A 13,318-nucleotide genomic window follows, 5' to 3' on the forward strand; every position below is an offset into this window, starting at 1 on the left:
GCGCATCACGCGCGCAATGCAGTCCCGGACGACATGTCCGCCACCGTTTGCGCCAGCTCCAGGGTGAGCGTGGCCAGCTGCGGCCTCACCGCGTCCAGCTGGCCGGCATCGGCCAGTTGCTCGATCTGGCCGCAACGCGCCTGCAACGCGTCCGCGCCGAGAAAGGCCGCGCCGCCCAGCAGACTGTGCGCGGCAAGCGCGACCGCCAAGGCGTCGCCCTCCTCCAGCCCCTTCCATGCCGCCGCCAGCAGGCGCGGCCCCTCGATCGCGAAGGCCGACCGCATCGCGCGGTGCAGCTTGTCGTCGCCGTCGGGCCGCCGCGCGCCGGCCGCCGGCAGCTGCGCCACCCCGAACATGGCGTCGAGCTCCGTCAGCGCCGGCGCGCCCGCCGCCATGGCGCGCTGCTCGCCGATCAACGGCTTGCCGCGCGCCAGCAACGCGTCCAGCTGGCGCGCGATCTCGGCGTGCAGCGCGGCTTCATCGACGGGCTTGGCCAGGAAGCCGCTGGCGCCGGCCGCCAGGAAGCGTTGCCGCTCCTCGGCCGTGGCGTTGGCCGTCAGCGCGATAACCGGCACGGCGGCGTCGCGCACCCCGTCCAGCCCGGCGCGCAGGCGTAGCAGCGCGGCCATGCCGTCCATGCGCGGCATGCGGCCGTCCATGATCACCAGGTCGTAGTCGCGCGCGGCCAGTTCCTCCAGCGCCGCCAGGCCATCCTCGGCGATGGTGACGGTGTGGCCCATCTCGCCCAGCAGCTCGCGCAGTATCACCTGATTGGTGCTGCCGTCCTCCGCGCACAACACGGCCAGGCGGGCGGCGTGCGGGCGGCGCTGTTGCTCCACCGGCGCCGGCACCGGCGCGCCGCGCTCCAGCGGCACGAACACGCGGAACACACTGCCCACGCCCGGTTCGCTGAGCGCCTCGATGCGCCCGCCCATCGCGGCGGCGATATTCTTGCAAATGGCCAGGCCCAGGCCGGCGCCGCCGTACTTGCGGGAGGTGGCGGCGTCGGCCTGCTCGAACTTCTGGAACAGCCGGCCGAGCGCTTCGGCCTCGATGCCGATGCCGGTGTCGCGCACAGTGAGGACGATGCCCTGCCCGCGATCTTGCGCCACGCTCACGCGCACCTCGCCGCGCTCGGTGAACTTGACGCCGTTGCCCACCAGGTTCACCACCACCTGCCGCAGCCGCGTGGGATCGCCGCGCCACCAGGCCGGCATCCCCGCTTCCACTTCGGCGATCAGCGCGATGCCCTTGGCTTCGGCGCGCTCGTCCAGCAGGCCGACCACGTCGTTCAGCAGGCCGGCGAGGTCGAAATCCAGCACCTCGAGCGGCATCTTGCCCGCCTCCAGCCGGGAGAAGTCGAGGATGTCGTTGATGATTTGCAGCAGGACGTCGGCGTTGCCCAGGCTCAGGCGCAACTTGTCGCGGGTGCCATGCGGCACGCCGGTGTCCTTCAGCGCCGAGCGCAGCATGCCGATCACGCCGCCCAGCGGGGTGCGCACCTCGTGGCTGATCATCGCCAGGAAGTCGCTCTTGAGCTGGTTCGACACTTCCGCCGCCCGCTGCGCCGCCAGCGACTCGGCCTGGCGCGCCTGCGACGCGCTCAGATCCGCCTCGCGCGCGTGCAGCGTGGCGATCTGCGCCTCCAAGGTTTGACGGTAGCGGATTTCATTGTCATGGCTGCGGGCGTGGATGACGCGTTGGCGCGCCAGCGCGCCGTCGAGCCCGTGCAGCAGATAGGTGCACGATACCGTCAGCACCGAGGACACCAGCAGGAAATTGATGCTCAGGATGAACCAGTGCGCCGGCAGGCCGACCTTTACCACGGCCAGGCCCGGCTCTATGCCGCCCAGATAGCCGGCCAGGAACAAAGTGGCGCCGCACCACAGCAGCGTCAGGAGGGCGGCGCGGCTGCCGATCAGCACCGTGCACAGCACCGGGACCGCCATCAGGTAAATCTGCGACAACGGTCCCAGCGAGAACAGCAGCACCACGGCGATCAGGTACACGATGCCCAGCAGCAGGCCGGCGCGCCACTGGTAGGCGATGTCACGCCGGTAATGCAGGCAGCCTACCCCCGCCAGCGCGATGACGTCCGTCGCCACCATCAGCAGGCGGCCTTGTTGCGCGCCGGCCCACATGCTGGGCGCCAGGACCAACAGGCCCAGCCAGAAGGCGACGCCGCACAAACCATTCAGCAAACGGTTGCGCCAGCCCTGCAGGTCCTGGTCGCCATGCTCCGGCCGTTCCATGCGCCGGTACAAGGCCGCGCGCAGGGCGCGTACCGGTTGGCTGTCTATCAAGGGAGACTTTCAGTAGTCGAAAAAGGCTCCCGATTTTACTCCTATCCGGCACTTGATAATATTTCGATATGAGAAGCGGCGGCGCCCGCCCCCTGTGGTCACTTGTCGAGAATGACGATCGGCTTGCCCTTTTCCACCACGTAGGTGGCCAGCTCCGACGTGGTGCCGGCACCGACGTTCTTGGCCGAGTGCACGGCGCCGGCCGGGATGTAGATCGACTCGCCGGCCTGCAGGCGGACGGTCTTGCCGTTCAGTTCGTATTCGATGACGCCGTTCAGCACGTAGGCGATCTCGACGCCCGGATGCGAATGTTTCGGGAACGAGGCGCCGCTGGCGAAGTCGACGCGCACCTGGATCGCCTCCCGCGTGGCATCGAAGGTGTCGCGCACCGTCTCGGTGCGGGCGATGCCTTTCGCATCGAACTTAGGCGCCGGCAACGGCGCGGCGGCGGCCGATTGTGCCTGGGCCTGTTGGCAGATCAACGCCAGCGACGCGGCGGCGATGGCGGTTTTGATGATTGAATTCATGGTTTTTCCTGGTTGAACGGCGTGTCGCCGAAAATTGTTCTGCTGATCCGGCGGCAATCGCCAGTCAACGATTGCCGCGCATATTTGAGTTGTATTAAACTAACCGCCTCTTTCACCCCGCCCAGTCCACGGAGCACACGTGTCGAGCAGTACCGAACCATCCAGCACTTCCCGGCCAGTCCGCATCCTCCTCGTCGACGATCATCCGATGATCCTGGCGGGGCTGGCCGACACCATCGCCAACGAGGCCGACCTGCGCGTGGTGGGCGAGCTCGACGACGGCGCCCCCGTGCTCGAGGCGTTCGAGAAGCTGCGCCCGGACCTCACCATCATGGACATCGCCATGCCCGGGCTGGACGGCCTGCAGGCGCTCGAAGCGCTGCGCGCGCGGCACGCCCAGGCGCGCGTGATCATGTTGACGACGCTGCGCGGCGACCATCAGATGCGCCGCGCGCTCGAATTGGGCGCGGCCGGCTTCCTGATGAAGCACACGCTGCGCAAGGACTTGATCGCCGCGATCCGGGCGGTGCACGCGGGCCGGCGCTGGGTGCCCGACGACGTGGCGCGCACGCTGGTCGAACACCTGGGCCAGCCCAACCTGAGCGAGCGCGAGATGGACGTGCTGCGCAGCGCCGCCGCCGGCAACGGCAACAAGCAGATCGGCGTGCGCCTGGGCATCGCCGAGGACACCGTCAAGGCGCACATCCGCACCATCCTCGGCAAACTCGGCGCCAACGACCGCACCCACGCGGTCGCCATCGCGCTCAAGCGCGGCATCATCTCGCTCTAGCCTAGCCCTTGATGAACGCCAGCAGGTCGTTGTTAACGCGGTCCTTGTGGGTGTCGGTCAAGCCGTGCGGCGCGCCTGGATAGACCAGCAGCTTGGCGTGCTTGACGATCGCGGCGGCGGCCTTGCCCGAGGCGTCGATCGGCACGATCTGGTCGTCGTCGCCATGGATGATCAGGGTCGGCTTGTCGAACTTTTTCAGGTCGGCGCGGAAGTCGGTCTCCGAGAACGCCTTGATCGAGTCGTAGGTGTTCTTGTGGCCGGCCTGCATGCCCTGCGCGGTCCACGAGTTGATCAGCCCCTGCGACACCTTGGCGCCCGGACGGTTGAAGCCGAAGAACGGACCCGAGGCGATGTCGATGTAGAGCTGGGCGCGGTTGGCGATGGCGCCGGCGCGGATGCCGTCGAACACCTCGATCGGCAGGCCGCCCGGATAGTCGGCGGTCTTGACCATCATCGGCGGCACCGCCGACACCAGCGCCAGGCCGGCGACGCGTTTGGTGCCGTGGCGGCCGACATAGCGCGCCACCTCGCCGCCACCGGTGGAAAACCCGACCAGCACCGCGTTCTTCAGATCCAGCGCCTCGATCACCTGGGCCAGGTCGTCGGCGTAGTGGTCCATGTCGTTGCCGTCCCACGGCTGGCTCGAGCGGCCGTGGCCGCGGCGGTCGTGGGCGATGCAGCGGTAGCCGTGGTCGGCCAGGAACAGCATTTGCGATTCCCAGCTGTCCGAGTTCAGCGGCCAGCCGTGGCTGAAGACGACCGGCTGGCCGTTCTTCGGCCCCCAATCCTTGTAATACAGCGTGACGCCATCGCGGGTGGTCAGCGTGGCGGTCTGGCGGGTCTGTTTGGACGGCGTGGCGGCGGACGCGTTCAGCGAAACACCGGCGGCGGCCGTGGCGGCGCTCATCAGCACATTGCGGCGGCGCTGGTCGGGATTGGTATGGTTGGTCATGCTTTCCTCTCTGGGGTGTTGAATGGCTGGCACGTCGAACATGCCAGCCACAGCGTACCGTGGCGCGCCGCCGCCGCCATCGCCACCAAGAGCGCCGCCGCACTAGCTCTTTCGAGCTACGCCGGGTCCGACCGCGGACGGCCGCGCTGGCGCAGCCGCGCGAACAAGGCCGCCGAGCGGCCTCCCGGGTACGCATGCTCGGCCGGAATGTCCAGACGCATCGCGGTGCCCCGCCCGGGCGCCGAATCGAGGCGGTAGCGCGCGCCGGCGGCCTTGGCCCGTTCGCACATGCCGACGATGCCGAAGTGCCCGGGCCGCCCGCCGCCGGCCGACATCGCCGCCGGCATGCCGCGGCCGTCGTCGCGCACCAGCAGCGACAGGCCGTCGGCGCGGTAGTCGATCACCAGTTCCACCTGGTCCGCCGCGGCGTGGCGCGAGGCGTTGAACAACGCTTCGCGCGCGATCGCCTGCAGCTCGTCGCGCACCCGTGGACACAGGGGGCGCGGCGCGCCCTGGATGCTGGCCGTGAACCGCTCCCGCAGCAGCACGTGGCCATAGCGCGCCAGCGCCTGGCCCAGCTCCGCGGGCTCGCCGGCGCTGCGCAGGTCGGCGATGCAGTCGCGCCCCTCGCCCATCAGCTCGTCGGCCAGGTCCAGGGTTTGTTCCAGCTTGCCGCGCTCGCCGGCGCTGATCGGCAGGCTGCGCGCCTGCTGGTGGAACAGCATGATCAGCCCCTGCACGCTTTGCAGCACGGTGTCGTGCAGGCCGCGGGCGATGCGCTCGCGCTCGGCCAGGCGCTCCTGCATGCGCTCGCGCAGGCGCGCCGTCAAATGCCGCACGCGCAGCAGATACAGCGCGCCCAGCGCCAGCGCCGCCAGCAGCGCCATCAGGGCGATGAACCACCCGGTCTCGACGAAGCGCGGCGGCAGCGTCACGTCCAGCGCGGCGCCGGTCTCGTTCCACACGCCGTCCTCGTTGGCGGCGATCACGCGGAACCGGTAGGAGCCCGGGCCCAGGTTGGTGTAGACCGCCTCGCGGCGGGTGCCGGCGTCCTGCCAGCGCTCGTCGAAGCCTTCGAGCTTGTAGCGGAAGCGCACCCGCTCGGGGACCGCCAGCGCCAGCGCCGTGTAGGCGATGCGCAGGTCGCGCCGCCCGGTCGGCAGGCGCAGGCGCGCTTGCGCCGGATACGTGACGTCGCCCGAGCGCAGCGACAGCACTTGCACCGGCGGCGCCAGCGGACTGCGCGCGATGGTGGCCGGATCGAGGCTGGCCACCTCGCTGGCGGTGGCGAACCACAGCCGGCCGTCGCCGCTCTGTATCATCGATGGCAAGGGCCGCAATTGCCCGGCGCCGCCGACCAGGCCGTCGAGCGCGTCGAAACGCTCGTACGGCAGCGGCCAATCCGGCTCGCGCAGCAGACGCTCGACGTCGGCGGCGGCGACCCGGCTGATGCCGTCGGAACCGCACAACCACAACTCGCCGGCGCCGGTGCGCACCATGCCGGAGATGCCGCGCAGGGGCTGCGCGCCGGCCGGGGTCGCGCCGTGCCAGCGCCGGCCGTCGTACCACGCCAGCCCTTTGCGTCCGCCCGCCCACAGGCGCGGGCCGTCCACCAGCAGCGATTGCACGTCGCCCAGCCGCAGGCCGTCGGCCGCGCCGAACACCCGCGTGCGCGCGCCGTCGATCAGGGCGATGCGGTTGCCCTGATAGCCCGCCCACACGTGCCCGCCACGGTCGGTCACCAGCGCCAGCGCCAGCCCGTCGGGCAGGCCGGGCAGGCCGCCGTCCTTGCGCCAGGCGCCGTCCTCGATGCGGAACAAGCCCTGGCGCGACATCGAGATCCACATGCGCGCGCCGGCGTCGATGGTCATGGCCTGGGTGTCGTAACCGACCAGGTGCGGCGGGTGCGGCAAGCGCGTGAGCGCGCCCGACGCGCCGCGGTGCCAGCGCTCGGTGGAGTTGGCCAGCCACAGGTCGCCGTCGGCGGCGCGGTAGGCGCTGGAGAGCTTGAAGCGCCCGATCACCTCGCGCGCGCCGCTGGCGTCGTAGCGGCGCAGCGGGTGGCGCCAGTCGCCGATGATGACGCCGCCGCGCTCGTCGGCGACCACGCCCGGACCGTCGAACGCGGTGGCGACCGGCGCCGCCCGCAGCCGCGTGCGCCGCAAGCGGTCCAACCCGGCCGAGGTGCCAATCCACAGATTGCCCTCGCGGTCCTCGAACACCGTTTGCGGCAGCGGACCGCTCATGCCGTGTTCCTTGGTCAGCTGGCGCGCGTCGGCGGCCTGGCCCACGTAGGGCGCCTGGCGGCGTTCGATCGCGTTGACCTTCAGGATCCACATGTTGCCATCGCGGTCGAACAGCGCGCCGTTGCCGCCCAGTTCCGCGCGCGGCGGCGGATTGCCGGGCGGCGGCGCGGCCAGCACGCGGTAATGTTTGTTGACGCCGTCCGAGCCCCACAGCGTGCCGTCCGGCGCCTCGGCCATCGCCATCAGGTCGACATATGGCCACGCGCGGCGGTAGCGCGCCTGGCCGGGATCGCGGAAATAAATCCCGCCCTCGAGCGCCACCCACTGGCGGCCGTCGCGGCCATACAGTGTCTGCCGGGTGACTTTTTCCGGCAGTCCCTCGGCCGCGCCGACGCGCCGGAAGCGCGCCGCGCCCGGCGCCAGATGCCCCAGCCCGGTGCTGGTGGCCACCCACACGCCGCCGTCGGGCGCCTCGGTCATGGTCAGCACCGCGCCCTTGGGCAGGCCGTCGGCCTCGGTGAACAGGCGCATGCGGCCACCGCCGAACACGCTGATGCCGCCGAAACGCCCGCCCACCCACAGGCGCCCGTCGCGCGTGGTCAGCAGTCCAAGCGTGTTGTCGGTGTGCGGGCGCTGCCCTTGCACGGTGTCGACCCGCTCGAAGTTGACGCCGTCGAAGCGGAACAGGCCGGTGGACGAGCTGATCCACAACCAGCCGTCCAGGGTTTGCGTGAACTGCAGGACATCGACGGGCGCGCCGCGCTGCCCGTTCCAGGCGGTATGGGCGTAATTGACCAGCGCGGGCATGGCGGCGGCGGCCGCGGCCTGGGACGGCACGAGCGCCGCCAGCAGGATCGCGCGGCACAGCCAGGCGGCCAGGCATCGCGCAGCGGCGATGCGACGCGCAAGGGAGGTCGCGCTCTTCAACGAGTTTCCGTTTTCATAGGGTTCATCGGGGGATGGGACACCGCGGTGTCCGAGATGCGCCGCGGGCGCGCCGCGGTGTTGCTCCGATTATAAGAGGAGATGCGGCGCGGGTAAAGCCGGCCGGCGCCGGTGCCGGCGGGCTTATTCCGATGACCCGGCGCGATGACCCGGCGCGATGACCCGGCGGTCAGGGCGGCCATCTGGGGTTGCGGCAGGTGGCGATGCGGTGCACCGCCACGATATCGTTGGCGATGCCGGCGCCGCCGCACAGACGCTCGAACGCCTGCGCCACGCCGCGCACCGTCGGCGCCGCGAAGAACTCCGGCGAGGGCAACGCCACGCCCATGATGAGCGACAGCTTCGCCAAGATCCCCAGCGCCAGCGGCGTATCCCCGCCCAGCGCGAAAAAGTCGTCCTCCACGCCCACCGTCGGCACCCCCAGCTGCCGCTCCCAGAGCGTGGCGACCAGTTCCTCCAGGCGCGTGGCCGGCGTCACATAGGCAAGCCCGGTCGCGGTGTCGCGCGGCGCCGGCAGCGCCTTGCGATCGACCTTGCCGCTGGCCGTCAGCGGCAACGCCGGCAGCACCACCCAGGCCGCCGGCTGCATAAAATCGGGCAGCGCCGATTGCAGCGCGGCGCGCGCGCCGGCCACCAGGTCGGCGCCGGCCCGGCCCGTCGGGCCGGTGGCGGCGGCCGGCGTCAGATACGCCACCAGCCGCTGCCGGTCCGGCGCCGTCACCATCGCTGTCACCACTGCCGCGCTCACGCCGGCGCAGGCCGCCAGGCGCGCCTCGATCCGCGCCAAGTCGACGCGGCAACCGCGCAGCGTGGCCTGGGCGTCTTCGCGGCCCAGGTAATCGACCGTGCCGTCCTCGCGCCAACACCCAAGGTCGCCGGTGCGGACCATGCGCCCCCCGGGGCGGAACGGGTCGTCGAGGAAGTGTTCGGCCGTCAGCTGCGGGCGGTTCAAATACCCGAGCGCCACGCCGGCGCCGCCGATATAAATCTCGCCGGCCACGCCCAGCGGCACCGGCTGGCCACGGGCGTCGAGGATGTAGAACCGGCGGTTGTCGAGCGGACGGCCGATGCTGACCGACTCCCCCGGCCGGTCCGCATAGCTGATCCAGGACGAATAGGTGGCGTCCTCCGCCGCGCGGTACAGGTTGCACACGCGCCGCACCTGCGGCAGCTCGATCAACTCGTCCACCAGCACCGGCGGCAGCGCCTCGCCGGACAGGTTCACCACCCGCACGCCGATCGGGATGGCGCCGCTGTCGACCAGCGCGCGGCACGCCGACGGCACCGTGTTGAGCAGGGTGATGTCCGGCGAGCCGTCCAGCAGCGCCATGGCGTTCTCCACCACCACCACGGCGCCGCCATGGCTGAGCGGCACGAACAGCTCGAACACCGACAGGTCGACATTGAGCGAATTGCAGCACAACACCCGGCGCAATTCCTCGCCACTGTATTCGCGCCCGCCCCAGGCGATCATGGCGACGGCGTTGCGGTGGCAGATGCGCACCGCGCGCGGCCGGCCACCCGAACCGGACGTGTAGATCAGGTATGCCAGGTCGCCGGCAGCGGCGGCCGGCTCGGGATCGGTGTACGGTTGCAGCGCCAGCGTCTCGTCTAGAACGTCCAGCGCCAGCAGCGCGGTGCGCTCGCGCCCCAGCACCGGATGGCCGGCCAGGCGTTGCGCCAGGTCGCGCTGCGTCAGCAGCCAGGCGATGTCGCTGTCGTCGACCATGTCGGCCAGCCGCTGGTCCGGGTAGTTCGGGTCGAGCGGCACGTAGGCGCCGCCGGCCTTGAGGATGGCCATCAGCGCCACCACCATCGCCGCCGAACGGCGCAGGCACACGCCCACCAGGCTGCCGCCGCCCACGCCCTGCGCGCGCAGATAATGCGCCAGCTGGTTGGCGCGGCGGTTCAGCTCGACGTAGCTCAGCGTGGTGCGCGCGTGGACCAGGGCCAGCGCCGCCGGCGTGCGCGCCGCCTGCGCCTCGAACAAACCGTGGATGGTCGCCTCGCGCGGATAATCCGCCACCCGGCCTTGGAAGCGTTCCAGCATCTGCCGCCGTTCTTCGTCGTCGAGCATCGGCAGCGCGTGGATCGGACAGGCCGGATCGGCCACGATGGCGCGCAGCAGGTGCGCCAGATGACGCGCCATGCGCGCCACCGTCGCCGGCTTGAACAGCGCCGCGTTGTACGCGAAGTTCAGTTGCAAGCCGTCGGCCGAAGTGGCCGCCGCCAAGGTCAGGTCGCATTTGGTGCCGGCCGCTTCCGCGCCGGGGGCGTCGGCCATGGCGAGCATGATCTGGACCAGCGGCGCGTGGCTGGCGTCGCGCGCCGGTTGCAGGCGCTCCACCAGCAGTTCGAACGGCACCTGCTGGTATGAGCGCGCGTCCAGGTGGCGCGCCTTGACGTGGCCCAGGTAGTCGATGAACGGCACGTTGCCGCCGCAATCGGTGCGCAGCACCAGTGTGTTGGCGAAATAGTCGCTCGATCCCTCGACCGGCTTGTTCCGGCGCGCCGTCACCGGGATGCCGACGACGATGTCGTCGCTGCCGGAATGGCGCGCCAGCAGCAGCGAAAAGGCCGCGTGCAGCAGCATGAACAAGCTCGCCTGCCGCCCGGCAGCCAGCTTCCTCAAGCCGTCGAGCGCCGGGGCGTCGAGCGCGATGCCGTGAACGGCGCCGTCGAACGACAGCACCGCCGGCCGGGCGTGGTCGAGCGGCAGGTTGTGCAGCGCCGGCAGGTCCGCCAGTTGCCGCTCCCAATAAGCCAGCTGCCGGTCCGGCACCTCGCCTTGCGGACAGTTTCGCTGCCACTGCGCGTAGCCGGCGAACTGCACCGCCAGCGGCGGCAACGGGCCCGGCTCTGCGCGCGAGAGCGGCGCGTACTGCTGCCAGAACTCCCGGCGCAGGCTCTCCAGCGACCAGCCGTCGGTGGCAGTATGCTGCGCCTTCAGCGCCGGCGCCGCGTCGTCGTTGAAGGCGATGCGTTCAGGCAGGTGCGCGGCGTGGGCGCGCACCACGGCCGCCAGATGCTTCAAGTTGTGCAGGGCGTTCATTTGCTGTCCCGTTCGATGGGTAAAGGATCGCTGGCGACCGCCCGCCGGCTGGCGGACGTGGCGAGCGACAGGCACGTAGCCCATCCATGGGGATATTAAACGCCGTGCGACGGCGAAACACCACTGTCAGGTCTGACAGGGCAAAAATGTCAGGACAGCAGCGCGATCAGCGCGCTCGGATGGATAGCCCATCCCGCCAGCCCCGACAAGCCCATCAGCACGCCGAACGCGGTCGGCACCAGGCCGACGAAATACAGCGCCCACAACTGCGTCAGCGCCGTCACGGCCAGCAACGAGATGGCGATCGCCAGCAGGGCGTCCGACAGGTCGAACTGGTCGTCCCGGAAGTTGGCGGCGTCGTAGGTCTTCTGATCGTTCTCGGCGTCCACCCTGGACTCGGCTTTCTTGCGGCCCTGCTCCTGCGCCAGCGCCTCGTACTGCTTGATGGCATCCTGGTAGTTCGCCTGCTCGGCGCCCGACCGGCCGGCCGCCGCCAGCTTCAGTTGCACCACGGTGGCCTTGGCGACCTCCTCGCGCACGTTGCGCGCCTGGTAGAAGGCCCAGTGGTCGACCCGGTTGGCCTGCGCCTGCTGCATGCTCTGGTTGATGTTGTCGTCCTTGACCTTGCAGATGCCCATGAAGGTGGCCAGCAGCGCGACCGTGATGGCGACGGTGGCGTTGAGCTTGCGGTCGGACGGCGCGGGCTGGGTTTCGGTGTCGACAAGTTCCAATGGTTCCATGATGCAAGTAAGTAGTGGAAAACCGCCAGCATACCCGATCTTCCCGGCGCCGCTACAGCAGACCGAGCAGGGCCGCCTTGATAACGGCGGCGGTCTTGTTGACCGCGCCCAGTTTCCCCAGCGAGTTGTTGATGTGGAAGTTGACGGTGCGCTCGGAGATGCTCATGATCTGGCCGACCTCGCCGGAGGTCTTGCCGTCGGCGGTCCAGCGCAACACCTCGATCTCGCGCGAGGTCAGCGTGGCGGCGCCGGCCTGGTCGGTGCCGCGGCGGTTGTTGATCAGCTCGCTCATGCCGGCGTGCGCCAGCTGCGCCAGCACCGTCATCTGCAGCGAGTTCTTGCGCAGCTCGGCCGGCGTGATCAGCTCGTCCGAGCGCGCCAGCGTCAGCATGCCGACCGCGCCCTGGGCGTTGTAGGACGACTGCGCCCAGCCGACCTTCAGGCCGTGCGCGCGGGCGTCCTCCCACAGCGGCCGGGCGTTGCGGAACAGCTCCTCGCTCCACACCAGCGGCAGCACCGAGCGGATGCCGTGCGCCACGGTCGGATCGACCGCCAGGTAGTGCTGGTCGTGGTAGCGCCGCTGCCATGCCTGCGAATAGTTGTTGAGCAGGACGACCTTGGGATTGGACAACGGCAGCCGCGCGCGCATGCCGTAGGCGCAATGGTCGAAGCCCAGTTCGCGCGCGGCGCCCGACAGCGCCGCGAAAAAGGCGGCCTCGGTGGTCGCCGTCGTCAGCGCCAGCGTGTGCCGGTCCTGCCAGTTCGCAAAGTCCTCATCCACTGCCATCCCTCCCCGCATCGACGGCGGCCGCCTGACGACTTGACAGTGTCGGAAACCACACCGGCGGTCCATGCTAACCGGGCGCAGCGCGGCCGCCGGCGCCAGTGCCGCGCCGGCCGGACACGCGTTGGTTGTAGGTAGCAAGTGTCACCATATCAGCACCATCGGGCGCGGTCAAAGAGAAATGCTGGGTAACGCATGATGTTCTTTTGATCAGCATCAGCTACACAAAAAACGAGCGGTATCGGCGCTGGGCGCCGGCGCAAAATCCGCCCCGACCGGCCGTCCCGTCGCGCGCCCTCTGTCATTTCTGACAGTTACCGCGTGCGTTGGAAAAGGGTTCAATGGTCACATTGACAACCGATCCACTCTCCCGGAGCCACCATGCGACTTACCTCAGGCAAAACGAACACACTGTCCCCCGCCCTCTTCACCAAAGTGGCCCATTACCGTTACCAGGTGTTCATCGAGACCCTGGGATGGGAGCTGCAAACCCGCAATGGCGAGGAACTGGACCAGTTCGACCACCCCGAGACGTTGTATGTGGTATCGCAGGATGTCGACGGCCATGTCAACGGCTGCGCCCGCCTGCTGCCGACCACCGGCCCCTACCTGCTCGGCGAAGTGTTCCCGCAGCTGATGAACGGGCTGCCGGTGCCGTGCAGCCCGGACGTGTGGGAGTTGTCCCGTTTCGCGGCGGTCGACTTCAATCAACGCTCGAGCTCGGCGCTGGCGCAGTTCTCGTCGGAGATCACCGTCAACCTGCTCAAGGAATCGATCGCCTTCGCCGCCGCCCACGGCGCCAAGCGCCTGATCACGGTCTCGCCGCTGGGCATCGAACGGCTGCTGCGCCGGCTCGGCGTGCACTGCCACCGGGCCGGCCCGCCGATGATCATCGACGGCCATCCGATCTTCGCCTGCTGGATCGAAATCGATCCGCCAGCCGCCTGAGGCCGCCGGCCCCGGGCCCACGCCAGGTGTC

At 69.9% G+C, this 13,318-nt stretch carries 9 protein-coding genes; 2 read left to right on the forward strand and 7 right to left on the reverse strand.

Annotation, left to right across the window (positions count from 1 at the left end; translation table 11 throughout):
- Window positions 1-5: 5 nt before the first annotated feature.
- Window positions 6-2,303: an ATP-binding protein gene (locus JOD97_RS17885; protein WP_209720958.1), complete on the reverse strand. Its 2,298-nt coding sequence runs from the start codon at window positions 2,301-2,303 to the stop codon at window positions 6-8.
- Window positions 2,304-2,401: 98 nt separating this feature from the next.
- Window positions 2,402-2,830 carry a cupin domain-containing protein gene (locus JOD97_RS17890; protein WP_209720960.1) on the reverse strand — a complete coding sequence of 143 codons (429 nt, stop codon included), beginning with the start codon at window positions 2,828-2,830 and terminating at the stop codon, window positions 2,402-2,404.
- A 139-nt stretch (window positions 2,831-2,969) separates the two neighbouring features.
- Between JOD97_RS17890 and JOD97_RS33270 the strand changes: the two genes are divergently transcribed.
- Window positions 2,970-3,620, forward strand: coding sequence for a response regulator (locus tag JOD97_RS33270; protein WP_373999888.1), 651 nt, complete (start codon window positions 2,970-2,972; stop codon window positions 3,618-3,620).
- Window position 3,621: 1 nt separating this feature from the next.
- Here the strand turns inward: JOD97_RS33270 and JOD97_RS17900 are convergent, their stop codons facing one another.
- From JOD97_RS17900 to JOD97_RS17920, 5 genes are all read right to left on the reverse strand, one after another.
- Window positions 3,622-4,572: an alpha/beta fold hydrolase gene (locus JOD97_RS17900; RefSeq protein ID WP_209720962.1), complete on the reverse strand. Its 951-nt coding sequence runs from the start codon at window positions 4,570-4,572 to the stop codon at window positions 3,622-3,624.
- 116 nt (window positions 4,573-4,688) lie between these two features.
- Window positions 4,689-7,745: a sensor histidine kinase gene (locus JOD97_RS17905; protein WP_209720964.1), complete on the reverse strand. Its 3,057-nt coding sequence runs from the start codon at window positions 7,743-7,745 to the stop codon at window positions 4,689-4,691.
- 187 nt (window positions 7,746-7,932) lie between these two features.
- Window positions 7,933-10,815 carry a non-ribosomal peptide synthetase gene (locus JOD97_RS17910; protein ID WP_209720966.1) on the reverse strand — a complete coding sequence of 961 codons (2,883 nt, stop codon included), beginning with the start codon at window positions 10,813-10,815 and terminating at the stop codon, window positions 7,933-7,935.
- A gap of 149 nt (window positions 10,816-10,964) precedes the next feature.
- Window positions 10,965-11,555 (reverse strand): DUF4337 domain-containing protein, encoded by a 591-nt coding sequence (locus JOD97_RS17915; protein ID WP_209720968.1) that lies wholly within the window; start codon window positions 11,553-11,555, stop codon window positions 10,965-10,967.
- A gap of 52 nt (window positions 11,556-11,607) precedes the next feature.
- Window positions 11,608-12,342: an autoinducer binding domain-containing protein gene (locus JOD97_RS17920; protein WP_209720970.1), complete on the reverse strand. Its 735-nt coding sequence runs from the start codon at window positions 12,340-12,342 to the stop codon at window positions 11,608-11,610.
- Between the two features lie 378 nt (window positions 12,343-12,720).
- On the opposite strand from JOD97_RS17920, the gene JOD97_RS17925 reads away from it, so the two are divergent.
- The gene (locus tag JOD97_RS17925) at window positions 12,721-13,287 is read left to right on the forward strand and encodes an acyl-homoserine-lactone synthase (protein WP_209720972.1); all 567 of its coding nucleotides are present in this window, start codon (window positions 12,721-12,723) and stop codon (window positions 13,285-13,287) included.
- The last annotated feature ends 31 nt before the right edge of the window (window positions 13,288-13,318 follow it).

Source organism: Duganella sp. 1411, assembly GCF_017833525.1.
Classification (GTDB): Bacteria; Pseudomonadota; Gammaproteobacteria; order Burkholderiales; family Burkholderiaceae_D; genus Rugamonas.

Coding starts and splice junctions, on each gene's coding strand:
- JOD97_RS17890 (WP_209720960.1), bottom strand. CDS start 2,830: ATGAATTCAATCATCAAAACCGCCATCGCCGCCGCGTCGCTGGCGTTG.
- JOD97_RS17910 (WP_209720966.1), bottom strand. CDS start 10,815: ATGAACGCCCTGCACAACTTGAAGCATCTGGCGGCCGTGGTGCGCGCC.
- JOD97_RS17900 (WP_209720962.1), bottom strand. CDS start 4,572: ATGACCAACCATACCAATCCCGACCAGCGCCGCCGCAATGTGCTGATG.
- JOD97_RS17915 (WP_209720968.1), bottom strand. CDS start 11,555: ATGGAACCATTGGAACTTGTCGACACCGAAACCCAGCCCGCGCCGTCC.
- JOD97_RS17925 (WP_209720972.1), top strand. CDS start 12,721: ATGCGACTTACCTCAGGCAAAACGAACACACTGTCCCCCGCCCTCTTC.
- JOD97_RS17920 (WP_209720970.1), bottom strand. CDS start 12,342: ATGGCAGTGGATGAGGACTTTGCGAACTGGCAGGACCGGCACACGCTG.